The following is a 24758-nucleotide window of genomic DNA, read 5'->3' as shown; positions in this document are numbered from 1 at the left end:
AGGGGAACGGAAAGCCAGTCCGATGATTGAGCGGTGGTTCGCAGCATCGGAGAAAACGGCATGGCCGATACCCAACCCCAGACTGGCGGCGACGACGCTCCGCTGACCGCCTCCAAGCACCATTCCGCCGCGATCGACGCCGCGACCGATGGCCTGGTCGAAGACCGCGGTGACTCGCTCGTCGGCCGTGCGGTGACGATCAATCGCCCGCGCGCCGAGCTTTATGCCTATTTCCGCGACTTCGCCAATTTGCCGAGCTTCATGGACAATATCGAGCGCGTCGATGTCCGCGACGCGACGCATTCGCACTGGGTCGTCAAGGCGCCCGCCGGCCGCACCGTCGAATGGGACTCGACGATCACCGATGAAGTCGACGGCGAATATTTCGTCTGGGCCTCCGATCCCGGCGCCGACATCGCCAATAGCGGCCGGATCGAATTCCGCGACGCCGGCGCGCGCGGCACGGTGGTGACCGCATCGCTGATCTACGATCCGCCGGGCGGCGTGGTCGGCAAGCTGATCGCCAAGCTGTTCCAGCGCGAACCCGCGATTCAGGCGCGGCGCGACCTGCGCCGCTTCAAGCAACTGATGGAAACCGGCGAAGTCGCCACTGCGGCCTCGACCCGCGCCGAGTTCGAAGAGGATCATAAATAATGCGCGCACTTGCCTGGCATGGCCGCCACGACGTCCGCATGGACACCGTTCCCGACCCCGAGATCCTCAACCCGCGCGACTGCATCATCAAGGTCACCTCGACCGCGATCTGCGGGTCGGACCTGCATCTCTACGACGGCTTCATCCCGACGATGCAGTTGGGTGACATTCTCGGCCACGAATTCATGGGCGAGGTGGTCGAGATCGGGCCCAAGTCGACGCTCAAGAAGGGCCAGCGCGTCGTCGTGCCGTTCACCATCGCGTGCGGCAGCTGCTATCATTGCGGCAAGCATCAATATTCGGCGTGCGACAACGGTCTGCCCGCCGACAATCAGGACATTGCGCAGACGCTGTACGGCCAGCCGATGTCGGGGCTGTTCGGCTACAGCCACATGACCGGCGGCTATGCCGGCGGTCAGGCGGAATATGTCCGCGTGCCGTTCAGCGATTTCGGTCCGATCGTCATCCCGGACGGGATCGAGGACGACAAGGTGTTGTTCCTGTCCGACATCCTGCCGACCGGCTGGCAGGCGGCGGAATATGCCGAGATCGAACCCGGCGACACCGTCGCGGTGTGGGGCTGCGGCCCGGTCGGGCTGTTCGCGGTGCAGTCGGCGTTCCTGATGGGCGCCGAACGCGTCATCGCGATCGACCATTTTCCACGCAGGCTCGAACTCGCCAAGAAGTTTGGCGCGGAGACGATCAATTTCGAGGACAGCTCGGTCTATGATGCGCTGATGGAGATGACCGGCGGAATCGGTCCCGACGCGATGATCGACTCGGTCGGGCTCGAGGCGCACGGTTTCTTCGTCGACAATGTCATCGACCAGATCAAGAAATCGACCTTCCTCGGCACCGACCGGATCCATGCGATCCGCCAGGCGATCTACGCCTGCCGCAAGGGCGGGCGCGTCTCGATCCCGGCGGTGTACGGCGGCTTCGTCGACAAGTTCCCCTTGGGCGCCTTCATGGAGAAGGGGCTGACGCTCAAGACCGGGCAGACGCACGTCCAGCATTACCTGCCGGGCCTGCTTGCCGCGATCATGGAGGAAAAGGTCGATACCACCTTCCTGATCTCGCACCGCCTCGGCCTCGAGGACGCGCCCAAGGGCTACAAGATGTTCCATGACAATCAGAACGAGGTCACCAAGGTCGTCTTGAAGCCCGGCCAGACGATCTGACCTTCTTCCGCCCCTCCCTGAAAGGGAGGGGCCGGGGGTGGGTCGGCCCGTGGCGGCGCCGATCCTCTCCCTAGACCAACCCACCCCCAACCCCTCCCGTCCAGGGAGGGGAGAATGAGAGGACTTTCCCCATGGCCAATAAATTCGCGATCATCACCGGCGCTTCGACCGGTATCGGCTTCGAACTCGCCACGCTCGCGGCGAAGGACGGCTACGACCTGCTGCTCGTCGCCGACGAAGCGCTGATCAATGACGCCGCGGCCGACATCAAGCAGTTCGGTACCGACGTCCAGGCACTCGAAGCCGACCTGTCGACCACCGATGGCGTCGATAATCTGCTGTCCGCGGCGGGCAGCCGCCAGATCGATCTGCTCTGCGCCAATGCCGGCCATGGTCTCGGGCACGGCTTCCTCGACCAGGGCGTCGCCGATTGGCGCCACGTGATCGACACGAACATCACCGGCACGCTGTACCTGCTGCAGAAGACGCTGCCGGCGATGGTCTCGCGCGATGCGGGCAAGGTGCTCGTGACCGGCTCGATCGCGGGCTACATCCCCGGCGCGTTCCAGGCGGTGTATAACGGTTCGAAGGCGTTCATCGACAGCTTCACCGAGGCGCTGCGCAACGAGATCAAGGAGTCGAAGGGCGTCACGCTGACCACGCTGATGCCGGGGCCGGTCGAGACCGAATTCTTCGACCGCGCCGACATGATGGACACTTCGGTCGGGGTGAACCCGAACAAGAGCGATCCCGCCGATGTCGCCAAGGATGGCTGGGATGCGGTCATGGCGGGGAAGACCACGATCGTCTCGGGCTGGAAGAACAAGGTTCAGGTCGCGATGACCGGCGTCGTCCCGCCGTCGATCCTCGCCGAACAGCATCGCAAGATGGCCGAGCCCGGTACGGCCGACCAATAAGGCCGCTGGCTTCGACGGTTATTGCGCTCAGCGCGCGCAATAACCGTCGAGGAACGTCTGGTGTGTCGGCATCCGGCCGACGGCGCCCGCAATGTTACCCTTGAGATCGGCAAAGGCGCGCGCGAGATGCGTGTCGCTCAGCACATGCCCCATATGGTGATAGCCGCTCGGCTCGAGCCGCTGACCGAGCATCACCTGAAGCCAGGAATCGGCCTGGAACAGGTCGTCGGCGGTCTGTGGGGTAAGGGCGGATTCGCGGAACAACGCGATCCGCTGCGCAAGTGTGTCGGGGATGTCCATCGCCGCGCAGCGGTGCCAGAACGGTTCGGGCCGCGCGTTGAGATGATAATGCAGGATGATGAAATCCCGCACACGCTCGAGTTCGGTCTCCGCCAGATCGTTATAGCGCCGCACGACCGAGTCCTTGATCCCGGCGAACGGGAAGGACTGAATCAGCCGCGTGATGCCGATCATGATCAGGTGGATGCTGGTCGATTCGAGCGGCTCGACGAATCCGCTGGCGAGCCCGAGCGCGACGCAATTCTTGTCCCACACGCGCTTGCGGCGGCCGGTGACATAGCGGATCAGCCGCGGCTCGGTGATCGTCTCGCCATCGACCTGCGCGAGCAGCTTTTCGCGCGCGGCGTCGTCCGACAGATAGTCGCTGCAATAGACAAGCCCATTGCCGACGCGGTGCTGGAGCGGGATCTGCCATTGCCAGCCCGCTTCATGCGCGATGGCCCGCGTATAGGGGCGGGCGGGCGCAACCGCCTTGGTCTGCACCGCAAGCGCGCGGTTCGTTGGCAGCCAGGGACTCCAATCCTCGTAGCCGGCCTTGAGCGTCTGCTCGATCAGGAGCCCGCGAAAGCCCGTGCAATCGACGAACAAATCGCCTTCGACGCGGCGTCCGTCTTCGAGGTCGATCGCCGCGATGGATCCGGTCGCGGCATTCTGCACCACGCCGCCGATCTTGCCCTCGATCCGCGTGACGCCGCGCGCCTCGCTGAAGCTGCGCAGGTAGCGGGCGTAGAGCCCCGCATCGAAATGATAGGCATAGTTGATCGTGGCATCGTCGGCGGTGGCGAACTTGCCCGCTTCGGCAGCGGCGAGTTCGAAGCAATAGGCGCCGAGCTCGTCGGCGATCCCCGCCGCGCGGCCGCGCAGCCACATATGCTGGAAATCGCCCATCCAGATCGATTGGCCGACCCGCCCGAACGAATGGATGTAGCGGTCACCCCGCTGCGCCCAATTCTCGAACGCGATGCCGAGCTTGAAGGTCGCCTGCGTTGCACGCAGGAACTCGCGCTCGTCGAGCTCGAGCAGCCGATGGAACGTGCGGATCGTCGGGATCGTCGCCTCGCCGACCCCGACCGTGCCGATCTCGTCGGATTCGACGAGCACGATGTCGAGCAACGGCCCGAGATGCTTGGCGAGCGCCGCCGCCGCGATCCACCCCGCCGTCCCGCCGCCGGCGACAACCACGCGCTTGATGACCTGGTCGGGCGAGGGGACGGCGGTCATCGATTGAGCCTCTGCAGGAGCTGCGCGCGCAGCCGCCGCGCGGAAAGATCGGTCAGCGGCGCGAGCGCGCCGCGCATCGGCTCGGGCAAATGCTCTGCCGGCCGCTCGGCGGGGCCGAACAGGTAATAGTCGAACAGCGACCGCCATGCCTGCTTCTCGCTATCGGGTCGGTCGCGCAGGCTGAGCAGGCCGTGCAACACGGTGTTCATCGGGCTGTCCATGAACCGCGGCGCCATGTTCCACCAATAATTGACGAGCACGTTGAAGCCGTCGAGTGCCTCGACATTGTGCCACCACAGGGCGGGATAGACGAGCACGTCGCCCGGCTCGAGTTCGATCACCTCGGCACTGGCAAGCGCATCGGCGAAGCGCGGATAGCGCGCGAAATCGGGGGCGCGTGGATCGACCATGCTGACGACCTGGCCGCCCGGCGTCGGTTCGAGCGGCCCCGGATAGAGATTGGCGATCTGATCGGGTGGGAACAGCGTGAAGCGCCGGCGACCGACGACGCAGCAGGCGATGTTGTTCGACATGTCGAAATGCGTCGCCGCGGTGGTGCGGTTGCCGATCCAGATGCTCGCCAGCGGCGTCGCGCCGTCGAAATCGGCGACGAGGTCGTTCTCGCCGCGGAAGCCCGGGAGATAGGTGTCGAGATCGGTCGAGCCGACATAGCAGGCCGGTGCGTCGAGGGCATCGTGTGTCGCGAGGATATGATCGAGATAGGCGTCGAGCGCGACGCGCGTCGCGGTGAAATTCATCGCCGTGCCGCTGGCGTCGTAGAAGAAGCGCCCGCCGATCGTGGGGTCGCCGGTATAGCCGACGACGGGCGCACCGCGGTAGAAACGCTTGAGATAGGCGGCGGCGGCGGCGGGCCCGTCGCGCCCGGCACGGACGATCGGCCAGTCGCGCACCAGACCGCGCACCACCACCGGGCGTTGCTGCGCGATGAGCAGGGCGGGATCGAGCGTCGTCGTCATGCCGTGCCCGCCGCCGCGCGCCGCTTGCGGTTCTTGCGCTCGATGAGGTGCGCCACATTGCCGAGCGAGGAGACGATGCGGAAGGCGTGTGCGAGGAATCCTGCGCGGTGCAGCGCATCCAGCGCCGCCGCATCGAGCATCGCCAGCCGCGCGGGGCTGATCGCGAAGCAATCGGGAATGGTATAGTGCGTCTCGGCATCGAGCGCGACGTCGAGCGTGATCGGCTCGATCAGATCGGCCTGCTCGAATGCGGCGAACATCGGGTCGCGCTGCGCAAGCCCGTCATGGATGAGGCGCAGCAGCGTCACGACATGGTCGAGATAGGGCGAGTGGCCGCCATGCGGCAGGAAGATCGGCTGGCCGTCCGGCGCGGCGACGCGCGGATGGTCGAGATCGACATGGAGCATCGGTTCGCGCTGGACGGTGCCATCGACATCGCGATCGACCATGCCGATCAGGAACGGCCCGCGCTGGTGCAGCGCGGGGATATGGCGCGCGTGCCAGCCGGTCGCATCAAGGAAGAGGTTTTCGTCGCGGTCGAGCCCGAGCAGCGCGACGGCGTAGAGGGCCCCCTCGGCGTCGCGGCGGAACAGGATCGGATAGTCGCGTTGCACGGCGTCGAATTCGGTCGGGAAGACGACGGTTTGGTTGACCGCGTCGCCGAATTCGGCGGCGTGGCCGACGGCAACACGCAGATCGGCATGCGCGATCGTGTCGAGAAGAACGGTGTTGGTCATGCAAACGTCGTAATCGCCGATCGGGTGAGCGCCAAGCAGGGCGCGATGGTGTTCTGAGTCCGCACTGACCGGGCGATGCCTCCCCCCAAGCATCGCCCGGCCAGGCTTCACGCGCTAGAAGCGGTAGCGCGCGCCGAACAGGAAGCGGCGCTGCAGCTCCTGCGCGAACCAGACGTTGCTTTCGGACCGGCCGTAGGTCCGCAGGCTCGAATTGGTCAGGTTGATCCCCTCGATCGACAGCGCGATCTGCTTGTTGAGATCATAGCTGATGTTCATGTCGAGCTGGCCGAACGGCTTGGTATAGACCGGGTTCTTGTAGCTGTCGCGATTGAGCGACGACAGGAACTTGTCGCGCCAATTGTAGCTCAGCCGGGCCGAGATGCCGTGCTTGTCGTAGATCAGCGTGGCGTTGGCGGTGTTGGAAAGGCCCGTCAGTGCGAACTGGTCGGTGTTCGGATCGCCGCCATTGTTGAACCCGACATCGCCCTTCACATAGGTAAAGCTCGCCGACACGCCGATGCCGGTGTGGCCGAAGAAATATTGTCCGGCGATCTCGAAGCCGTAGATTTCGGCATCCTTGTTGTTGATCGGCCGCGAGATCGAGAAATTGTAGAGCGGATCGCTCGCCGTGCCGTTGATATCGACCGCCGACAGGATCTGGTTGACGAACGCCTGATCGACGGTCTTCGTGACCGCGCTGTAATGCGCGTTGAATTGCGCCGCGGCGGCGGCGGCGCCGTCGCGTTGCAGGAGCGCCGAATAGGTGAACAGATTGACGTCGCTGATATCGGCCCCGAGCGCGCTGAGCGCGGCCTTGGCCGTTCCCGACAGCGTGCCGGGCGTGCCCGAAGTCGGGTCGCGCAGGCCGAACAGCGTCCCGTTCGACAGGCCGGTGCCAATGAAATTGTGCACGCGCTTGTCGAAGAATCCGGCCGAGACATAGCTGTCGGGCCTGAAATAATATTCGAACGACAGATCGATATTGTCCGAGATCAGCGGCGCCAGATTGGTGTTGCCGGTATTGGCGGTGGCGACGCCGCCGATCGCGATCGGCCGGCCGGGGGCGAAGACGCTCGTCGAGGCAAAGAGGTTGTCGTAATTCGGCCGCGCGATCGTCCGGCTCGCCGAGAAGCGGCCGATCAGATTGCGCTTGAGTTCGACCTGGAAATCGAACGACGGAAGGATGTTGTCATACGATCCGTGCCCGACGAGCGTCTGTGGCGACGAGCTTACGCTGATCGTGAAATCATTGTCGGCGACCCAGGTGATCGCGTTGGGCACCGCCTGGAGCGAGATCGCCTCGTCCTTGGTGTGCTCGTAGCGGCCGCCGGCGACGAGGCTCGCCTCATGCCCGGCGATCGCGCCCTTCCAGGTTACCTGCGCATAGCCGGCATAGACCGTTTCCTTGACGGTGTTGTTCTGGCTCGCCGTTACCGAAATCGCGTTGCCCAATTTGGCATAGGCCGGTGACAGCGCGTTGTAGAGCGCCAGCGTATCGCCACGGAACGCGATCAGGTTCGCGCCGCTTCCCTTGGGGTCATAGCTGCTGAACTTGCACAGCAGGCAGAATTGCTGGAGCACGCCCGGCGCCAGTTTCTGGACGTCGCCGGGAAAATCGACGCTCCAATTGCCCAACGTCTGCTGCGTCGAGGTCAGCTGCTGGTTGGTGTCGGTGTAGCGGTACAGTCCGCCGAAATCGAACCGGCTGCCGCCGCCGAGATCCCAGCCGAGATCGGCGCGGATTTCCTTGACCTTCTGCTTCTGGCTGGTGGTGTAGGTGCGTGCGATCGACGAGCCGACATCGTTGACATCGAGAATGCCGTTATGGTTGCCGCCGGGGAGCGTGGAATCGTTGACGACGATATCCTGGACCGGAATGTCGCCCGAATAATCGACCGAATGCGCGGCGATGACGTTGGCGCCGAGCCCGACCAGCGTCGAGCTGGTTCCGTTAGGGTTGTTGGGCAACACCGACGACTTGCCGTAATGCCCGTCGATCGACAGCGTCAGATTGGGGGCGATGTCCCATTTCGCGTTGAGGCCGTAATCCTCGAGCTGGTTCTTCTGCGCGCGCGCCTGCTGCTCGAAGCCGGTGTCCTTCACCCCGGCGATCGTCTCGTGGAGATAGGTGGTCGTGGCGACCGCCTTGTTGCTGTCGAAGGTGACGACGTCGAACGGGCGGTTGAACCAGTTCGATTCATCCGAGCGCTGTTCGCTCTGCAGTGTCCGCGCAAAGAGTGCGTCGGCGGTGATCGTCAGTGCGTCGGTTGGCTTGAACTGGACGATCGCCTGGCCGTTCAGTCGCTCATATTTGTCGTCGGAGAAGTGATAGCGGCTGTCGTTGGGGACCGACACCAACTGGTTGGGATCGGTCGGCTTGTTGTTGATCTTGGTCGCGGCGTTGACGAAGCCGTTGCTCGGATCGAGGAAGTCCGACAGCGTTCTGATATTCCAGGCGTTCGAGGTGGCCGACACGGTCGAGAAATGCCGCTGCTGATAGCTGCCGAACAAGGACACGCCGAAGGTCTGGTCGGGGTTCGACCAGCTTGCGAGCCCGGTGAATTCGGGCGTCACCACCGATCCGCAATCGACGCAGTCGCTCGCGCTGGTGTCGTAATTGAGCTTGCCGCCCAGGCTGCCGTTGAAGCCTGACGTCTTCGAATCGAGCGGACGGCGCGTCACGACGTTGATCGTCGCGCCGATCCCGCCCGAGGGGACGGCCGCGCGCCCGGTCTTGTAGACTTCGAGCGTCTTGACGCCTTCCGAGGCGAGGTTCGAAAAGTCGAACGAGCGCGTCACGCCGACGGTGCCGTCGGCGCTTTCGTCGCCGCCGACGGTCTGGGCGTAGGACGAGGCGAGCGTCCGCCCGTTGAGCGTGACGAGGGGCTTTGTTGCATAATTACGCGAGAGCATGACCGACGTTTTACTTGAAGATGTTATTGGATGCGGACGGTCACCGGCGTTCCTATTTCGGAGAACCGATTGAGAATTGCAGCACGGACTTTGAGCTCGGTAATCTGACGATCGAAGGTGCGGGCGACAACGCGCTGGCCCAGGAGTTTGAAGCAGTGCATTTTGGTCTCGACCAGACTGCGGCGATGATAGCCGCTCCACTTTTTCCAGATTGCGCGACCAAGCCGCTTTGTCGCGCGTAGCGCTCCATTGCGTGCATCGACGCCGGGACCGCCTTCTGCCCATGGTTGCCCGTTGCGGCGGACCGGGATGACCGCATCGGCACCGCGCCCGGCAATAGCGGCATGGCAGTCCCTGGTATCATAAGCGCCATCTCCGCCGACGCTGAGTATCCGCTCGTCTCCGGGAATTTGCGCCAGGAGAACGGGCAGCGTCGGTGCGTCACCAATGGCATTCGTCGTGACCTCAATGGCCCGGATATCCAGCGTCCCAGCATCAATCCCGAGATGCACCTTGCGCCACTGGCGACGGTAGGACGGTCCGTGTTTGCGCGTCTTCCACTCGCCTTCTCCCGTCATTTTGATCCCGGTGCTGTCGACCAGCAGGTGCAGTCCGCCCGAGCTGATCCGCCCGCCGAGGTTGACCTTCAACGTCTTCTGCCGTCGGCACAGCGTCGTATAATCCGGCACCGACCAATCCAGCCCCGCCATTTTGATCAGGCTCGAAACCAACCCCGTCACTTGCCGCAAAGGCAGGTTGAACAGCGTCTTCAGCGTCAGGCACAGCTCTATCGCGCTGTCTGAAAACCGCATCGGGCGACCAGGGCGACCACACGGCTTCGAAAGCCAGTGCATCTCCGGATCAAACCATATTTCCAGCGACCCACGCCGCTTCAGCGCCGCATTATACTCAGGCCAGTTCGTCGTACGATACACAGGTGCGGCAGGTTTGGGCATTACGCCTATCTATACCGCTCGATTCCCTGCGTGAATCCCCGCCATCAGTTTTGCAACAAAGCCGTGACGAGGTTGAAGCTCGGGCCGAAGCCGCGGACGGTGACCTGCGCGCCCTGACCGTTGACGCGGTCGATCGACACGCCGGTGATGCGCTGGAGCGATTCCGCCAGATTGGTGTCGGGGAACTTGCCGATATCCTCGGCCGAGATCGCATCGACGATGCCGGTCGAATTGCGCTTGATCGCGATCGACCGCTCCAGCGAAGCGCGCACGCCGGTGACGACGATGTCATCGGCACTTGTCGTGTCGGGAACTGCATTGGTCGCGGTGGCACCCTTTTCGAGACCGGGGGCGCCCGGCGCGGTATCGGCTTGCGGCGTACCTTGCTGTGCGGGCACCGGCGCCGTCTGCGCCTGTGCGGCGTGCGGCAGTGCGAGCCCTGCGGCAAGCGCGATGAGCGAAGCCGACCAGACATAGGCCGACGCGTGTTGATTGGCCTTCATGGACCCCTCCCTGTTGTCTGCGGCCTTATCTGGCCGCTCGGATACGAAGCCGACCCCCTGTTAGACCGACCGTGATAGCGCTATTCTTTTGTCCTACGTTGTCAAGATGATTCGCATTCTCACCTATGGTGGTGAATTTTCATGGATCACGAAAATCTCGCGAAAGGCTAATGAAAAAAGCTAAATCTTAAAGTAGATTATGACGCAATGCGGTATGGAGCACGCCCCTGTGGGCACACCGATACGGGGCAAAACACGGCGAAAACTGGGATTTAGCTTGTCTGCTATCCTGTCAACGTGGTCAGACCCTCTAGCGCCCAAGCGGCTGATCTGGTCTATTCATCACATTCTGGGTTGGGGCGGCATGAAGCGAACAACGATTGTCGATGTCGGGCGGCTCGCCGGCGTGTCCGCCAAGACGGTGTCGCGCGTCCTCAATGGCGAGCCGCATGTCAGCGCCGATGTGCAGCAGCGCGTCCGCGCCGCCGCCGACACGCTCGATTACCATCCCAACGTCTTCGCGCAGGCGCTGGTGCGGCGCAAATCGAACATGATCGGGCTGGTCTATGAAAATCCCAGCCCGAGCTATGTCGTCGAACTCCAGCGCGGCGTGCTCGAGCGGCTGACCAACGAGCGCTACCGGCTGGTGGTGATCCCGATCCGTTCGGTGCAGGAAAATGCCAGCGAAGTCGTCGGGCTGCTGCGCTCGGCCGCGCTCGACGGCGTGGTGCTCGCCCCGCCGGCGTCCGACCATCCCCTGATCCTCAAGCAGTTGCACGAAGCGCGAATCTATTGCGCGCGGATCGCGCCGACGCGGATGATCGACGCTGCACCGAGCAATCTCGTCGACGATGTCGCCGCCGCACGCGAGATCGCAGCGCATGTCATCGGCCTTGGTCACCGCGACATCGCGATCATCCGCGGCGATGCGACGCACCCGTCGAGCGAGGCGCGGATGCTCGGTTATACCCAGGCGTTCCACCAGGCCGGACTCGAGCTCAAGTTCGACCGGATCGAGCCGGGTCTGTTCACCTTCGACAGCGGCCTCGCGGCGGCGCGCCACATCTTCGCGCGGCCCGACCGGCCGACCGCGATCCTCGCGCAGAATGACGATATGGCGGTCGGCGCGATGATGGCGGCGCGCGAATTCGGGCTGTCGATCCCGGGCGACCTGTCGGTCGTCGGGTTCGACGATTCGGAAGTGTCGCGGATCACCTGGCCGCGGCTAACGACGGTGCGCCAGCCGGTGTTCGAAATGGCGGTGGCGGCGACCGAGATGGTGATCGCCCAGCTCGAGGATCGTGCGCCGGTCGCGCGGATCGTCCACCCGCATACGCTGATCGTTCGCGAATCCACCGCACCCCCGCGCGCCTGATGCTGCGGCGGTTCGAAGCCTGGTATTACGGCCTCGGCGATCTCGGCTTCAATTTCGTATGGCAGTCGATCGAGCTGTACCTGCTGTTCTATTATATTCGCGGGCTCGGCATCGCACCGGCGGTGGCGTCGGGGATTTTCCTGGCGGGGGCGGCGGTCGACTGGCTCACCGATCCGCTGATCGGGGCGGTGGCGGATCGGCTCGCGCCGCGCATTCCGCTGCGCGCCTGGGTGTCGATCGGCGGGCCGATGTCGGTGCTGCTGCTGTGCCTCGCCTTCGCGCCGCCGCCGGTGCCCGCCGCGTGGGTGCCGGGCTATGCGCTCGTCACCTATCTCGCGCTGCGGTTCGCCTATGGGCTGGGCAATATCCCCTATGGCGCGCTGACCGCGCGGCTCTCGCCCGATCCGGCGGATCATCTGCGGCTGACCGGCGCGCGGATGCAGGGCGCCGCGCTCGGCGGTTTGATCGCCGCGCTGACCTATGCGCTGCTTCCGGCGGATCGGAGCGGTGGCGCCGATTTCCGACTTGGCGCACTGATCCTTGCGGGGCTCGCCATGCCGGCGTTTCTTGCGACGAGCTTCGGCACAACCGAGCGCGTCGTGCCGCGCGCGGCGCCGACGCGTCGGCTCGGCGGTGCAATTACCGCGATGGCGGCGCTGCTCGTCCGCTCGACGGCGCTGCGGCGCCTGATGGTGACGATCCTGCTGGTCGGCCTGACGATGACGCTGATCAACAAGTCGCTGCTGTTCCTGTTCGACCAGATCGGCGCGCGCAGGCTGGGCTATTATGTCGCGCTGGTGCCCGCTTTGTCGCTGTTGCTGACCGCACCGCTATGGGCGCGGCTCGCGCTGCGTGCGGGGCAGGTCGATACGCTGCGGATCGCCGCGGTCGCCTTGCTGGCGATGGTGGTATTGGCGCTGGCCGGGCGCGGCGTCGTCCCGGCGCTGCTGTGCATCACACTGGCGATCGTCGCCGGACAGGGCATGTCGGTGATGTTCTGGTCGCTCGTTCCGGCAACGGTCGCCGCGTGCGAGCGCGAGGATCGTGAGGGCGGCTATGCCGTGCGGGTCTATGCGATGGCGACGATCGCGCGCAAGCTCGCGCAGGCGATTGCCCCGCAGGCGATTGCGATCGCGCTGTATCTGCCCGATGGCGCGCTGCTGGTGGCGATCGCCCTGGTGGCGGGGCTGACCATGCTGGCGGCGGTCTTCTACCCGCCACTCGGCCCCGAATCCGAACGCGCGGCGGGTTGACACGATGATGTCAACGTTGTCAATGCGACGCGACGGAATGACGGGCAACCGTAGCTCGAGTGCGCTTGCCGATGGAATGGAGCTGGAGGGGTTATGAAACGCGAATTTGCCTGGGGCGCGGCGATCGCTGCTGGCCTCGTCGCGAGCGTCGGCATGGCGGCCCCGCCCGTCGCGGCGACCCCCGGCGGTCCGGTCGTCCATCCCGAACTATGGCCGCGCGTCACCTGGCCGGTCGCGCCGATCGCGGCCGACGAAGCGCGGATCACCACGCTGCTCGCCAAGATGAGCGTCGAGGAGAAGGTCGGGCAGATCCTCCAGCCCGATATCGACAGCATCACCCCCGACGAGGTCCGCCGCTACCATATCGGCTCGGTGCTCAACGGCGGCAATTCCGGGCCGTATAAGGACGATCTCGCGCCCGCGCCGAAATGGCTCGCGCTGGCCGATCAATTCTACGCCGCCTCGGTCGACCGGTCGCAGGGCGGGCAGGGCGTGCCGATCCTGTGGGGCATCGATGCGGTGCATGGTCACAGCAACATCGTCGGCGCGACGCTGTTCCCACAGAATATCGGGCTCGGCGCGACGCGCGACCCGGCGCTGATCGAGCGGATCGGCGCGGCGACCGCCGCCGAAATCCGCACGACCGGGCAGGAATGGACCTTCGCCCCGACAATCACGGTGCCGCAGGATTACCGCTGGGGCCGCGCCTATGAGGGCTATTCGTCGAACCCCGATCTCGTCGCGAGCTATGCCGGGCGGATGATCGTCGGGCTGCAGGGCAAGCCCGATGGCAGCCGCATCCTTGCCGGCCCGCACGTGCTGGCGAGCACCAAGCATTTCATCGCCGATGGCGGGACCTTCGAAGGTCATGACCAGGGCGACGCGCGGATCAGCGAGACCGAACTGCGCGATATCCATGGCAAGCCCTACGTTCCCGCGCTCGAAGCCGGGGTCGGCACCGTGATGACGAGCTTCTCGAGCTGGCAGGGGCAGAAGATCGGCGGCAGCAAGGGGCTGGTCACCGAATTGCTCAAGGGCCGGATGAATTTCGGCGGCTTCGTCGTCACCGACTGGAACGCGCATGCGCAGATCGCCGGGTGCAGCCTCGACAATTGCCCGCAGGCGATCAATGCCGGGGTCGACATGTACATGGCGCCCGACAGTTGGCGTGGGCTCTACGCGTCGCTGCTCGCGCAGGTGAAGGACGGCACGGTGCCGATGGCGCGACTGAACGATGCCGTCGCACGGATCCTGCGGGTCAAGCTGCGGCTCGGGCTGTTCGAGGCGGGCAAGCCCTCGTCGCGGCCGCTCGCCGGCGACTGGAGCCAGCTCGGCGCGCCCGCGCACCGTGCCGTCGCGCGCGAGGCGGTCGCCAAGTCGCTCGTCCTGCTCAAGAATCAAGGCGTGCTGCCGCTCAAGCCTTCGGCGAACATCCTGGTCGCGGGCGACGGCGCCGACGATGTCGCGCGGCAATCGGGCGGCTGGACGCTCAGCTGGCAGGGGACCGGCCTCACCAACGCCAATTTCCCCGGCGCGACCACGCTGTGGGGTGGCATAGCCGCCGCGGTGAAGGGGGGCGGCGGGCAGGCCGAACTCGCCCCCGACGGTCACTATACGCGCAAGCCTGATGCGGCGATCGTCGTGTTCGGGGAGACGCCCTATGCCGAATTCCAGGGCGACATAAAGTCGCTCCAGCTGCGCCCCGAACTGCGCGCGCCGCTCGCGACGATGCAGCGACTCAAGGCGGCGGGGATTCCGGTCGTCGCGGTGATGCTCACCGGACGGCCGCTGTTCGTCAATCCGATGCTCAACGCCGCCGACGGCTTCGTCGTCGCGTGGCTGCCGGGGAGCGAAGGGGCAGGGGTCGCCGACCGGCTGTTCGCGCCGACGGCCATGGCCGCGCCTTTCACCGGCAAGCTGCCCGCCGACTGGCCGCTGACCGCCAAGCCGGGCGGCCCGACGCTCTACCGCTTCGGCTACGGCCTGAGCGGGCGCGAGTCGCGGGGCGCCTGGAAGCCGCTGTCCGAGGAACCGGGCGTGGTCGATGCCGGCACCGACGGCGTGTTCCTCAAGGCCGGGGTGGCGACGCCGGGCTGGTCGCTGCAGGTCGGCGATGCGAGCGCTGCGACGACCGTCACGTCGGTCCCGGCGCAGGCGCTGGCAGGGCGGATCAAGGTGACCGCGATCGATTATGGTGTGCAGGAAGGCGCGCGGCATTTCTCGCTCGCCGGCGGCGGTCCGCAGGTGATCGCGTTGCGGACGTCCGAGCCCGCCGATCTGTCGCGCGAGAGCAATGGCGACGTGATGCTGCTCGCGACCATGCGGCTCGATGCGCCGCAGGGCAGCGATCTGACGCTGGGGGTGACGTGCGGGACGGGCTGCAGCGCGTCGCGCCCGCTTCCCACGGGCGCGTTGCCGGTCGGGAAATGGCGCATCGTCGGCATTCCGCTCAAATGCTTCGCTGCTGCCAACGGCGGCAAGGGCGCCGACGTCAAGGCGATCGACGCACCGTTCGTGCTCAGCACCAGCCAGCCGCTCGAGCTCAGCCTCGCGCGCGTGTCGCTCGGCATGGTTGCCGACGATGTGCTGGCGTGCCGGCCGTAAGCACGGCTCAGCCGGCGCGCGGTGGCGCGTCGGATTGGCGGCGGATCAGCGCATGGCCGATCTGGACGTGCGGCTCGGCAACCTCGCCGGGGGCGGCACTCTTGTCGAGGCGGAGCGCCTCGACAAGCAGCTCGACCGCCATCCGCGCCATGTCGGTGACGGGCTGGCGGATCGTGGTGAGCTCGGGCCAGATCGTCGTCGCGAGCGCCGAATCGTCGAAGCCGACCACCGCCAGATCGCGCGGCACCTCGAGCCCGCGGCGATGCGCGACCGCAATCGCGGCCGCCGCCATATCGTCGTTCGCCGCGAAGATCGCGCTCGGCGGCTCGACCAGATCGAGCAACCGCTCGGTCGCGTCGAGCCCCGAGCGATAGGTGAACAGCCCGTCGGCGACCAGCGCGTCGGTCGCGGGCAAACCCAGATCGACCAGCGCCGCGCGATAGCCTTCGAGCCGCTCGGCACTCGCGGTCTGATCGGGCGCGCCGGTGATGAAGCCGATCCGGCGATGCCCGAGGTCGCCGAGATGCCGCGTCATGTCATAGGCGGCCTGGCGATCATCGATGCTGACCGACAGTGCCCAGCCCGGCGCGCGGCCGGTCGAGATCGCCACCACCGGGATGCCGCGTTCGTGCAGCGCCTCGAGCACCAGCGCCGAATCGCACAAGGGCGGCGGCAGGATGATGCCGTCGATCCGCCCACGCGTGAGATGCTCGATCGCGGCGGTCTCGGTGCCGGGCTCGCATTTCTCGATCACGATCTGGACCGCCTGGCGGCTCGCCTGATCGAGGCAACCGACGAGGAATTCGCTGAAATAGAAGAAGCTCGGATTGGTGTGGAGCACGCCGATCCGCATGTCCTCGCCCCCGGCCAGCATCCGTGCCGCGGTGTTCGGCGCATAATTGAGCGCGGCGATCGCTTCCTCGACGCGCTCGCGCGTCGCCGCGCGGACGCTGCCCTTGTCATTGATCACGCGCGAGACCGTCATCGGGGAGACGCCGGCGCGTGCCGCGACGTCGCTGACGGTGGGGACATTGTGCTGGCGACGCGAGCTGCGGGGTTCCTTCATTCGGGTCCTTTCGACTCCGACCCTATGGCGGAGCGGTGGCGCGCGGCAAGGCTGCACATGTCGGGCGCGGTGCAAAGCGGGACAGCGATGTCGATGGCGCTTGCCCCACCCCCGTGCAATCGGGCATGCGCTCCCGATGACGTTCCAGGTCGATATGGGCCTCGACGCGGGCGGCGCTTCCGTTCCGATCGATCTCGAAGAATTGCTGGCGACGCGGTTGCTCGTGCAGGGCAATTCGGGCTCGGGAAAGTCGCATCTGCTGCGCCGGCTGCTCGAACGCAGCGCGGGGCAGGTGCAGCAGATCATCATCGACCCCGAAGGCGACTTCGTTACCCTGGGCGAGAAATACGGTCACATCGCGATCGCCGCGGCGGATTACTCGGTCGCCGAGGTCGCGCGCTTCGGCCAGCGCATCCGCGAGCATCGCACCTCGGTCGTGCTCGATCTCGAAGGGCTCGAAATGGAAGGCCAGATGCGCTGTGCCGCGGCGTTTCTGGGCGCGCTGTTCGATGCGCCGCGCGAGCATTGGTATCCCGCGCTGGTCGTGGTCGACGAGGCGCAGGTGTTCGCGCCGTCGATGGGCGCCGAGGTGACCGAAGAGGTCCGCCGCGCGTCGCTCGGCGCGATGACAAACTTGATGTGCCGCGGGCGCAAGCGCGGCCTGGCCGGGATCATCGCTACGCAACGCCTCGCCAAGCTCGCCAAGAACGTCGCGGCCGAAGCCTCGAACTTCCTGATGGGGCGCACCTTCCTCGACATCGACATGGCGCGCGCGGCCGATCTGCTCGGGATGGAACGCCGCCAGGCCGAGCAGATCCGCGATCTCCCGCGCGGCACCTTCCTCGCGCTCGGGCCGGCGGTGTGCCGGCGGCCGATTGCGATCAAGGTCGGCTCGGTCGAGACCGGCTCGCGTGGCGGCGGCCCGGTGCTGACTCCGCTGCCGCAGCCACAGGCGAGCGACATGCGGCAATTCCTCTTTGCCGAGATGGAAGAGCCGGTGCGTCCGCCGCCACCACCGCCGCGCGCGGCACCGGCCGAATATGTGCTCGACCAGATCGAGACCGTACCGACGTCCGAGCCGGCGCGCGATGTACCCAAACGCGATCCCGAGGAACTTGCGCGCGTCGTCACCGACGTGCTGCGTGCGATCGTCGAGGATCGCGATTCGAGCACGCGGCCCGCGGCCGTGCTCTACCAGGATTTCCAGGTGCGCTGCCGCATGGTCGGCGTGCATCCAGCGCCACTGTCGTCCTCGGGCTTTTCGCGGCGACTCGCAGCGGCGCGCGCGGGGATCTTCGACGGGCTCGACGGCGACTGGGCAGAGGCGATCGCGATCGCGCACGATCTGCCCGACGAGATGCTCGGCTGTTTCCTGCTGATCGCACGGGCCGCGCGCGAAGGGCTGCCCGCGCCGACCGACGAGGAGATCGCGCATACCTATGGCACGAGTTCGCTCGGCCGCGCGCGGCGCGTGATCGGCTATATCGAGGGGCGTAACCTGTTGGTGACGCGGGTCGATCTCTCGGGCAAGCGCTCGCTGACGATCCCCGCATTGGGCTGGACGACCGCGGCGGCCGACGCCGCATGACAAAGCGTTCAGATGGCGCGCAACCTGTTGCAGTGCGGCACGGCGCAGCCTAGGGGCGATCGATGGCATCCGCCTCCTATCAGTCCACGTCGGATCGCCGCCGCGTTCGCGGGATCGTGCTCGCGCTCGTCGTCGAGGCGCTGGTCGGGTTGCTGCTGCTCCAGCTTGGCACCGGCGTGTTCACCAAGGTCGAGAAGCAGCCCAAGCTCACCACCTTCGACGTTCGGCCGATCGGCCCGCCGCTCGCCAAGACCGCGTCGAAGACCAAGGTCAAGCAGCAGCAGAAGAGGGTGGTGACGACCGCCTCGGCCGCGCCACCGCCGCCGACCGTACCGCCGCTGCCCAAGGCGCCGCTTCCGTCGAAGATGATCCAGCTCAGCCCGCAGGATTTCGCGGCATCGGACATCGGCAAGATCCCCTCGGCCAAGGGCGAGGGCAGCGGCGAAGGTACCGGCAAGGACAGCGTCGCGGCCTATGGTCCGGGCGAGGGCCCCGGCGGCGGCTCGCTCTACAATGCCGAATGGTATCGCGAGCCGAGCGATGCCGAGCTCAAGCCCTATATGCAGCAATATATGAAGGGCGACGGCGGCTGGGCGATGATCGCGTGCAAGACCGCGCCCGATTATCATGTCGAAAATTGCCGCTCGCTCGACGAATCGCCGCCCGGCGGCGGCCTGTCGCGCGCGCTGCGGCTGGCCGCGTGGCAGTTCCGCGTGCGGCCGCCGCGCGTCAACGGCAAGCCGGTCATCGGCGCCTGGGTGCGAATCCGCTTCGACTTGATCTCGGGCTTCAAGAAGTAGCGGGCAGCGCCTCGAGATAGGCGCGCACATCGTCGGCGATCGCGCGTGGCGTGCCGGTTGGCAGATCGACGTTAACGATCGTCATGTCGATCACCGTGTGGAGCGCGCCCGTCTCGGCATGGCAAAGCTCGAAGCGCTGCGTCAGGCTCGACGAGCCGATCCGCGTGATCCGCACGAACGCCTCGATCGTGTCGCCCCACACGAACGGCTTCAGATAGTCGATCGCGGTATGGCGGACGTGGAATTCGGTGTGCGTCCACGCCGCCCCGAGCGCCGCGCCGATCCCGGTCCAGTCCCAGAAATCGGTCGCCGCGACATCGGCATATTCGAGGTAGCGCGAGTTGAAGACGACCTTCTGGCCGTCGATCTCGGCATAGCGGACATTGAAGCGGGTCGAGAAGGCAAAGTCGGGACGAGTCATCAGAACAGCAACTTCAGGCCGACCGCGGCGAGCACCGCGGCGAGGATGGGGGTGAGAAAGCGATCCGACACGCGGCTTGCGACGAGGCTGCCGACGATGATCCCGGGGATCGAGCCGATCAGCAGCGAGACGAGCAGCGCGCCGTCGACCGATCCGAGGATCCAATGCCCGATCCCGCCGAGCAGCGTCAACGGCACGGCATGCGCGATGTCCGAGCCGACGAGCCGATTGACCGGCATCAGCGGGTAGAGAATCAGGAGAGCGGTCATGCCGAGCGCGCCCGCGCCGACCGAGGTCAGCGAGACGAGCACGCCGAGCACCGCGCCGAGCAGCACCGTCAGCCGCGCAAGCCGCGCTGGCCGCACCGCGCCGAGCCGCTGGCTGAGAGCGGCGACGATCCGCCCGCGAAAGATCGTCGCGATTCCCGACACGAGCAGCGTGATGCCGAGCGCGACCGAGATGACATGCCCGGTCTTGGCCGACTGCTCGCCGGCATAATGCAGGATGACGAGCGTCAGCAGCGCGGCGGGGACGCTGCCCGTCGCGAGCCGGCGCACCACGGTCCAGTCAACCGTACCGCGCCAGCCATGCACCGTCGTGCCGACGGTCTTGGTGGCCGAGGCATACAGCAAGTCGGTGCCGACCGCGGTCGCCGGGTGAAAACCGAAGGCGATCACCAGCAGCGGCGTCATCAGCGAACCGCCGCCGACGCCGGTCAGCCCGACGAGCAGGCCGACGAGCACGCCGGCCACCGAATACAGCAGATTGATATGCATCGCGCTGCGGTCAGCCGGCCTTCGCGGGGGTATTGACGCCCATCGACAGCAGATATTTCTTCACGTTGCGCGCGGCCTGGCGCAGTCGCTGCTCGTTCTCGACCATCGCGATGCGCACAAAGCCTTCTCCATTCTCACCATAGCCCACCCCTGGGGCAACCGCGACGCGTGCGTGAGTCAGCAATTGTTTGGAGAACTCAAGGCTGCCTAAGTGCGCGAGCGCCGGGGGCAGCGGCGCCCAGGCGAACATCGACGCGCGTGGCGAGGGAATGTCCCATCCCGCGCGGCCGAAGCTGTCGACCAGCACATCGCGGCGCTTGTGATAGAGCTCGCGATTCTTGGCGACGATGTCCTGCGGGCCGTTGAGTGCGGCGCACGCCGCGGCCTGGATCGGCGTGAAGGCACCATAGTCGAGATACGATTTCACGCGGCTCATCGCCGCGATCAGCGTCTTGTTGCCGACCGCGAAGCCGATCCGCCAGCCCGCCATCGAATAGGTCTTGCTGAGCGAGGTGAATTCGATCGCGATATCCTTGGCGCCGGGCACCTGCAGGATCGAGGGTGTCGGATTGCCGTCGTAATAGAGCTCCGAATAGGCGAGGTCGGAGATGATCCAGACCTTGTTGTCCTTCGCCCAGGCGACGAGCCGCTCGTAGAAAGCGAGGTCCACCGCCTCGGCGGTCGGGTTCGACGGATAGTTGACGACGAGGATCGACGGGCGCGGCACGGTGAACGCCATCGCGCGCTCGAGGCTCTCGAAATAGGCGTCATCGGGGGTGGTCGGCACCGCGCGGATCGTCGCGCCCGCGATGATGAAGCCGAAGGTGTGGATCGGGTAGGACGGGTTGGGCGCGAGCACGACGTCGCCCGGCGCGGTGATCGCGGTGGCAAGGCTGGCGAGCCCTTCCTTCGAGCCCATCGTCACGACGACTTCGGTATCGGGATCGACATCGACGCCGAAGCGGCGGCCATAATAATTGGCCTGTGCCTTGCGCAGGCCCGGGATGCCCTTCGACTGCGAATAGCCGTGGGCGTCTGGCTTGCGCGCGACTTCGATCAGTTTTTCGATGACGTGCGGCGGTGGCGGCAGATCGGGATTGCCCATGCCGAGATCGATGATGTCCTCGCCGGTGGCACGTGCTTCCGCTCGCATCGCGTTGACTTCGGCGATGATGTACGGGGGCAGGCGCTTGATGCGATAGAAATCGTCGGACATTGCGGAATTCCGGTTCGAGGAGACATTTCCTTACGCCGCCACCTTACGGTCTTGGCGGCGCTTCGTCACCCGGCTTTGCGCTTGGGGTTGCTGGCAAGCCCGATCGGGCTAAGGTCGCAACCGTAAAGCGTAGAGGATGCAATGGCCGATACACCTTCCCCTGCCATGCCGAGCCTTGCTGATCTGCAGCACTGGACCTGGCTCCTGGGTCGTGCGCAGCAGATGCTGATCGAGCAGGGGTTCGACGCGATGCGCGCGAGCGACTCCGTCCTGCCCGCGATTCCGGGGCTGACCGATCCCGACACGCTCGCGCGCACCCGCGATTTCTGGACCGACAGCCTGACGCTGTGGCAGCGAATGCTGGTCCCCCAGGCCGAGCCCGTCGCCGAAACCCCGGCCCAGGCGCGCGACAAGCGCTTCAAGGATCCGCGCTGGCGCGAGAACCCGCTGTTCGACTGGATCCGCCAGAGCTATTTCCTGTTCTCCGACCAGATGCTCGCACAGGTCGAGGCGATGCAGGGCGTCGACGACAAGCAGCGCGAGCAGATGCGCTTTGCCGCGCGCGGTTTCCTCGATGCGATGAGCCCGTCGAACTTCCCCACAACCAATCCCGAGGTGCTCGAGAAGTCGCTCGAGACCGGCGGGCAGAATCTGCTCAAGGGCCTGCAGAACATGCTCGCCGATCTCGCCAAGGGGCAATTGACGCATACCGATGCAAGCGCCTTCGAAGTCGGTCGCAATCTGGCGATGACGCCGGGCAAGGTCGTCCATCGCACCGATCTCTACGAGCTGATCCAATATGCGCCCGCGACCGAGAGCGTTCTGTCGGTCCCGCTGGTGATCTTCCCGCCGTGGATCAACCGCTTCTACATCCTCGACCTGACCCCCGAAAAGAGCTTCATCCGCTGGGCGGTCGAGCAGGGCATCACCGTGTTCCTCGTTTCGTGGCGGTCGGCCGATGCGAGCATGAAGGACGTGGTGTGGGACGATTACATCGCCGCGCAGATCGAGGCGATCGAGCTGATCCGCGCCGGGCTCGACGTGCCGGCGGTCCACACGATCGGCTATTGCGTCGCGGGGACGACGCTTGCCGCGACGCTCGCGATTCTGGCGGCACGCGGCGAGGCCGATACGGTCAAGAGCGCGACCTTCTTCACCGCGCAGGTCGATTTCGAGAATGCGGGCGAGCTGCTGCATTTCGTCGCCGATGATCAGCTCGCTTTGCTCAAGACGCTGACCCCCGACGGCTTTCTCGACGGGCGCTACATGGCATCGGTGTTCAACCAGCTGCGCGGGCGCGATCTGATCTGGAATTACGTCACCAACAATTATCTGCTCGGCAAGGATTATGCGCCGTTCGACCTGCTCCACTGGAACGGCGACACAACCAATCTGCCCGCGACGTGGCATCTACGCTATCTGCTCGATCTGTACCGCGACAATCTGCTCGTCCAGCCCGGCGCAATGCGCGCGCTCGGCGTGCCGATCGATCTCGGGCGGGTCGAGACGCCGGCCTATATCCAGGCGGGGCGCGAGGACCATATCGCGCCGCCCGAAAGCGTCTGGGCGATGACGCGGCATTTCAAGGGCGAGACCAGGTTCGTGCTGGCGGGGTCGGGGCATATCGCCGGCGTGGTCAATCCGCCGAGTGCGGGGAAATACCAATATTGGCGCAATGCCGACCCGGTATCCTCGCTGGCGGAGTTCCTCGCGGGCGCGGTCGAAACCAAAGGAAGCTGGTGGCCTGACTGGATCGTCTGGCTGCGCGATCATGGTGGCCAGACGGTCGCCGCAACGGGCGCGCGGCAACCGGGCGAGGGCCGCTTGCCGGTGCTCGAAGATGCGCCGGGCCGCTACGTCCGGACGCGCTGATCGCGGCGGAAGGCCGTGCGACGCCAAGTCGTTACGGTTATGTTGCAGTGCAACATTTATCTTGCCGGCAGGGTCGCTCCTGTGTATATTGCGCCGCAGCAATAGAGCAGGAGCAATCCCGTCATGGCGATCAAAGATACCACGTCCCCCGCGACCCAGCCGTCGATCACCGCGATCGCTGCCGCGGCCGCTGCGCCATCCGACTCGGTTCCTGCCGCGCTTGCTGCCACCCCCGGCCCGGTCCCTGCCAAGCCTGCTGGTAGCAAGAAACGCAATACTGTCGTGGCAAAGCCGGTTCCGCTCACCGCAGCGCCCGTGATCGCTACGCCTCAGCCAGCCTCCGCGGAAGCCGCCACCCCCGAGCCGGCTGCGCCAGCCCCGCCCGTCGCCGCTCCCGCGCCCATCGCGGTTGCGCCCGAGCCTGTCGCTCCGGCGCCTGCCAGTGTCCTTACCCCACCAGCCCCAAAATCCGTCGTCGCAGCCGCGGCGGCCGTCGTCCAGAAGGAAGCCAAGATCATGGAAACCGTACAGTCCGCCGCTGACACTACCCAAGCCCATGCGCAGGCGATGTTCGCCGACGTCAACGATCGCACCAAGACCGCGATGGAAAAGGGTTCGAAGATGATCGAAGAGATGAACGAATTCTCGAAGGGCAACATCGAAGCGCTCGTCGAATCGTCGAAGATCGCCGCCAAGGGCATCGAGACGATGGGTCAGGAAGCCGCCGAGTACGGCCGCAAGCAGCTCGAGAGCGCGACCGCTGCGATGAAGACGCTGTCGAGCGTCAAGTCGCCGACCGATTTCCTCAAGCTTCACAGCGATTACATGCGCAGCGCGTTCGACGCGATGGTCGCCGAGGCATCGAAGAACACCGAATCAATGCTCAAGCTTGCCGGTGAGATCACCCAGCCGATCTCGAACCGCGTCGCGATTGCGGCCGAAAAGATCAAGGTCGCCGCATAAACGCTGCGATCCTTCGACGCGCGGGGGCGGTCCGGCGACGGGCCGCCCTTTTCGTATCCGCGCCTCTTGCCCTTCCCCCCGGCAATGCCATATTTTGTGGACACATGATCGACAGCACCCGAATCTCGATGGCGGAACGCCGTGACGATGGCACCGATGACGGGGATGGTACCGGCGCGGGTGTCGCGACGCGCACCCGTTCGAAGACCAAGGAGCCCACGCCGTATCGCGTGCTGCTGCTCAACGACGATTATACCCCGATGGAATTCGTCGTGCTGGTGCTCCAGCGCTATTTTCGCATGGACATGGAGGCGGCGACGCGCGTGATGCTCCACGTTCACCAGAAGGGCGTCGGGGTGTGCGGCACTTTCAGCTATGAAGTGGCCGAGACCAAGGTCACGCAGGTGATGGATTTCGCGCGGCAGAACCAGCACCCGTTGCAATGCACGCTCGAGAAGGCGTGAG

General features: G+C 65.7%; 20 protein-coding genes and 1 pseudogene. 11 read left to right on the top strand and 10 right to left on the bottom strand.

Going from position 1 to position 24758, the window contains the following annotated elements:
* Positions 1 to 60: 60 nt before the first annotated feature.
* The 3 genes from ACVWYO_RS08505 (at position 61) to ACVWYO_RS08495 (ending at position 2752) form a co-directional block, all read left to right on the top strand.
* Complete coding sequence (locus ACVWYO_RS08505; RefSeq protein ID WP_457349859.1) at positions 61 to 654, top strand: SRPBCC family protein; 594 nt, start codon at positions 61 to 63, stop codon at positions 652 to 654.
* Entirely contained in the window at positions 654 to 1835 is a 1182-nt protein-coding gene (locus ACVWYO_RS08500; RefSeq protein WP_457349857.1) for a zinc-dependent alcohol dehydrogenase, read from the top strand. The genes ACVWYO_RS08505 and ACVWYO_RS08500 overlap by 1 nt, the downstream gene beginning before the upstream one ends.
* A 131-nt stretch (positions 1836 to 1966) precedes the next feature.
* On the top strand, positions 1967 to 2752 hold the full coding sequence (locus ACVWYO_RS08495) for an SDR family NAD(P)-dependent oxidoreductase (RefSeq protein ID WP_457349855.1): 786 nt from the start codon (positions 1967 to 1969) through the stop codon (positions 2750 to 2752).
* Positions 2753 to 2779: 27 nt separating this feature from the next.
* Here ACVWYO_RS08495 and ACVWYO_RS08490 read toward each other — a convergent pair whose 3' ends face one another.
* The 6 genes and pseudogenes from ACVWYO_RS08490 to ACVWYO_RS08465 all read right to left on the bottom strand — a co-directional run.
* Positions 2780 to 4273 (bottom strand): tryptophan halogenase family protein, encoded by a 1494-nt coding sequence (locus ACVWYO_RS08490; RefSeq protein WP_457349853.1) that lies wholly within the window; start codon positions 4271 to 4273, stop codon positions 2780 to 2782.
* Positions 4270 to 5250, bottom strand: a complete 981-nt coding sequence (locus tag ACVWYO_RS08485; protein ID WP_457349851.1) for a cupin-like domain-containing protein — start codon at positions 5248 to 5250, stop codon at positions 4270 to 4272. The genes ACVWYO_RS08490 and ACVWYO_RS08485 overlap by 4 nt, the downstream gene beginning before the upstream one ends.
* The gene (locus ACVWYO_RS08480) at positions 5247 to 5987 is read right to left on the bottom strand and encodes a SapC family protein (RefSeq protein WP_457349850.1); all 741 of its coding nucleotides are present in this window, start codon (positions 5985 to 5987) and stop codon (positions 5247 to 5249) included. Before ACVWYO_RS08480 ends, ACVWYO_RS08485 begins: the two co-directional genes overlap by 4 nt.
* Positions 5988 to 6101: 114 nt before the next feature.
* Positions 6102 to 8900, bottom strand: coding sequence for a TonB-dependent receptor (locus ACVWYO_RS08475; protein ID WP_457349848.1), 2799 nt, complete (start codon positions 8898 to 8900; stop codon positions 6102 to 6104).
* A 23-nt stretch (positions 8901 to 8923) separates the two neighbouring features.
* On the bottom strand, positions 8924 to 9856 hold the full coding sequence (locus tag ACVWYO_RS08470) for an IS5 family transposase (RefSeq protein ID WP_457348219.1): 933 nt from the start codon (positions 9854 to 9856) through the stop codon (positions 8924 to 8926).
* A 62-nt stretch (positions 9857 to 9918) separates the two neighbouring features.
* A pseudogene (locus tag ACVWYO_RS08465) lies at positions 9919 to 10359 on the bottom strand (TonB-dependent receptor plug domain-containing protein); the annotation flags it as partial.
* A gap of 364 nt (positions 10360 to 10723) precedes the next feature.
* Between ACVWYO_RS08465 and ACVWYO_RS08460 the strand changes: the two are divergent.
* The 3 genes from ACVWYO_RS08460 to ACVWYO_RS08450 all read left to right on the top strand — a co-directional run bounded on the left by ACVWYO_RS08460 (position 10724) and on the right by ACVWYO_RS08450 (position 15591).
* Positions 10724 to 11734, top strand: a complete 1011-nt coding sequence (locus tag ACVWYO_RS08460; RefSeq protein WP_457349846.1) for a LacI family DNA-binding transcriptional regulator — start codon at positions 10724 to 10726, stop codon at positions 11732 to 11734.
* Positions 11734 to 12987 (top strand): MFS transporter, encoded by a 1254-nt coding sequence (locus tag ACVWYO_RS08455; RefSeq protein WP_457349844.1) that lies wholly within the window; start codon positions 11734 to 11736, stop codon positions 12985 to 12987. The genes ACVWYO_RS08460 and ACVWYO_RS08455 overlap by 1 nt, the downstream gene beginning before the upstream one ends.
* A gap of 93 nt (positions 12988 to 13080) precedes the next feature.
* Entirely contained in the window at positions 13081 to 15591 is a 2511-nt protein-coding gene (locus ACVWYO_RS08450) for a glycoside hydrolase family 3 protein (protein ID WP_457349842.1), read from the top strand.
* 7 nt (positions 15592 to 15598) lie between these two features.
* Here ACVWYO_RS08450 and ACVWYO_RS08445 read toward each other — a convergent pair whose 3' ends face one another.
* Positions 15599 to 16657 (bottom strand): LacI family DNA-binding transcriptional regulator, encoded by a 1059-nt coding sequence (locus ACVWYO_RS08445; RefSeq protein WP_457349840.1) that lies wholly within the window; start codon positions 16655 to 16657, stop codon positions 15599 to 15601.
* A 136-nt stretch (positions 16658 to 16793) separates the two neighbouring features.
* On the opposite strand from ACVWYO_RS08445, the gene ACVWYO_RS08440 reads away from it, so the two are divergent.
* Positions 16794 to 18245 carry an ATP-binding protein gene (locus ACVWYO_RS08440; protein WP_189676316.1) on the top strand — a complete coding sequence of 484 codons (1452 nt, stop codon included), beginning with the start codon at positions 16794 to 16796 and terminating at the stop codon, positions 18243 to 18245.
* A 62-nt stretch (positions 18246 to 18307) separates the two neighbouring features.
* On the top strand, positions 18308 to 19045 hold the full coding sequence (locus ACVWYO_RS08435) for a hypothetical protein (RefSeq protein WP_457349838.1): 738 nt from the start codon (positions 18308 to 18310) through the stop codon (positions 19043 to 19045).
* On the opposite strand, the gene ACVWYO_RS08430 is transcribed toward ACVWYO_RS08435, so the two are convergent.
* From ACVWYO_RS08430 to ACVWYO_RS08420, 3 genes are read right to left on the bottom strand one after another with little or no spacing between them, the layout of a single operon-like run.
* Positions 19035 to 19466 (bottom strand): acyl-CoA thioesterase, encoded by a 432-nt coding sequence (locus ACVWYO_RS08430; protein ID WP_457349837.1) that lies wholly within the window; start codon positions 19464 to 19466, stop codon positions 19035 to 19037. The two genes, ACVWYO_RS08435 and ACVWYO_RS08430, sit on opposite strands and share 11 nt — an antisense overlap.
* A complete protein-coding gene (locus ACVWYO_RS08425; RefSeq protein ID WP_457349835.1) occupies positions 19466 to 20242 on the bottom strand; it encodes a sulfite exporter TauE/SafE family protein in 777 nt (258 codons plus the stop codon). Before ACVWYO_RS08425 ends, ACVWYO_RS08430 begins: the two co-directional genes overlap by 1 nt.
* 10 nt (positions 20243 to 20252) lie before the next feature.
* Complete coding sequence (locus ACVWYO_RS08420; protein ID WP_457349833.1) at positions 20253 to 21458, bottom strand: LL-diaminopimelate aminotransferase; 1206 nt, start codon at positions 21456 to 21458, stop codon at positions 20253 to 20255.
* Positions 21459 to 21599: 141 nt separating this feature from the next.
* On the opposite strand from ACVWYO_RS08420, the gene ACVWYO_RS08415 reads away from it, so the two are divergent.
* From ACVWYO_RS08415 to clpS, 3 genes are all read left to right on the top strand, one after another.
* Entirely contained in the window at positions 21600 to 23330 is a 1731-nt protein-coding gene (locus ACVWYO_RS08415; RefSeq protein ID WP_457349831.1) for a PHA/PHB synthase family protein, read from the top strand.
* Positions 23331 to 23453: 123 nt separating this feature from the next.
* Positions 23454 to 24293 (top strand): phasin family protein, encoded by an 840-nt coding sequence (locus ACVWYO_RS08410; RefSeq protein ID WP_457349830.1) that lies wholly within the window; start codon positions 23454 to 23456, stop codon positions 24291 to 24293.
* A 128-nt stretch (positions 24294 to 24421) separates the two neighbouring features.
* Positions 24422 to 24757: an ATP-dependent Clp protease adapter ClpS gene (gene clpS / locus ACVWYO_RS08405; RefSeq protein WP_133192162.1), complete on the top strand. Its 336-nt coding sequence runs from the start codon at positions 24422 to 24424 to the stop codon at positions 24755 to 24757.
* The last annotated feature ends 1 nt before the right edge of the window (position 24758 follow it).

It is taken from the genome of Sphingomonas sp. UYP23, from assembly GCF_054059235.1.
This window is presented reverse-complemented; position numbering and strand designations above follow the sequence as displayed.

Excerpts from the sequence above, each read along its gene's own strand:
- ACVWYO_RS08485 (WP_457349851.1), bottom strand. The coding sequence starts at position 5,250 with ATGACGACGACGCTCGATCCCGCCCTGCTCATCGCGCAGCAACGCCCG.
- ACVWYO_RS08475 (WP_457349848.1), bottom strand. The coding sequence starts at position 8,900 with ATGCTCTCGCGTAATTATGCAACAAAGCCCCTCGTCACGCTCAACGGG.
- ACVWYO_RS08450 (WP_457349842.1), top strand. The coding sequence starts at position 13,081 with ATGAAACGCGAATTTGCCTGGGGCGCGGCGATCGCTGCTGGCCTCGTC.
- ACVWYO_RS08440 (WP_189676316.1), top strand. The coding sequence starts at position 16,794 with ATGACGTTCCAGGTCGATATGGGCCTCGACGCGGGCGGCGCTTCCGTT.
- ACVWYO_RS08425 (WP_457349835.1), bottom strand. The coding sequence starts at position 20,242 with ATGCATATCAATCTGCTGTATTCGGTGGCCGGCGTGCTCGTCGGCCTG.
- ACVWYO_RS08435 (WP_457349838.1), top strand. The coding sequence starts at position 18,308 with ATGGCATCCGCCTCCTATCAGTCCACGTCGGATCGCCGCCGCGTTCGC.
- ACVWYO_RS08410 (WP_457349830.1), top strand. The coding sequence starts at position 23,454 with ATGGCGATCAAAGATACCACGTCCCCCGCGACCCAGCCGTCGATCACC.
- ACVWYO_RS08445 (WP_457349840.1), bottom strand. The coding sequence starts at position 16,657 with ATGAAGGAACCCCGCAGCTCGCGTCGCCAGCACAATGTCCCCACCGTC.
- ACVWYO_RS08430 (WP_457349837.1), bottom strand. The coding sequence starts at position 19,466 with ATGACTCGTCCCGACTTTGCCTTCTCGACCCGCTTCAATGTCCGCTAT.
- ACVWYO_RS08505 (WP_457349859.1), top strand. The coding sequence starts at position 61 with ATGGCCGATACCCAACCCCAGACTGGCGGCGACGACGCTCCGCTGACC.
- ACVWYO_RS08420 (WP_457349833.1), bottom strand. The coding sequence starts at position 21,458 with ATGTCCGACGATTTCTATCGCATCAAGCGCCTGCCCCCGTACATCATC.
- ACVWYO_RS08415 (WP_457349831.1), top strand. The coding sequence starts at position 21,600 with ATGGCCGATACACCTTCCCCTGCCATGCCGAGCCTTGCTGATCTGCAG.
- ACVWYO_RS08460 (WP_457349846.1), top strand. The coding sequence starts at position 10,724 with ATGAAGCGAACAACGATTGTCGATGTCGGGCGGCTCGCCGGCGTGTCC.
- ACVWYO_RS08480 (WP_457349850.1), bottom strand. The coding sequence starts at position 5,987 with ATGACCAACACCGTTCTTCTCGACACGATCGCGCATGCCGATCTGCGT.
- ACVWYO_RS08495 (WP_457349855.1), top strand. The coding sequence starts at position 1,967 with ATGGCCAATAAATTCGCGATCATCACCGGCGCTTCGACCGGTATCGGC.
- ACVWYO_RS08490 (WP_457349853.1), bottom strand. The coding sequence starts at position 4,273 with ATGACCGCCGTCCCCTCGCCCGACCAGGTCATCAAGCGCGTGGTTGTC.
- ACVWYO_RS08470 (WP_457348219.1), bottom strand. The coding sequence starts at position 9,856 with ATGCCCAAACCTGCCGCACCTGTGTATCGTACGACGAACTGGCCTGAG.
- clpS (WP_133192162.1), top strand. The coding sequence starts at position 24,422 with ATGGCGGAACGCCGTGACGATGGCACCGATGACGGGGATGGTACCGGC.
- ACVWYO_RS08455 (WP_457349844.1), top strand. The coding sequence starts at position 11,734 with ATGCTGCGGCGGTTCGAAGCCTGGTATTACGGCCTCGGCGATCTCGGC.
- ACVWYO_RS08500 (WP_457349857.1), top strand. The coding sequence starts at position 654 with ATGCGCGCACTTGCCTGGCATGGCCGCCACGACGTCCGCATGGACACC.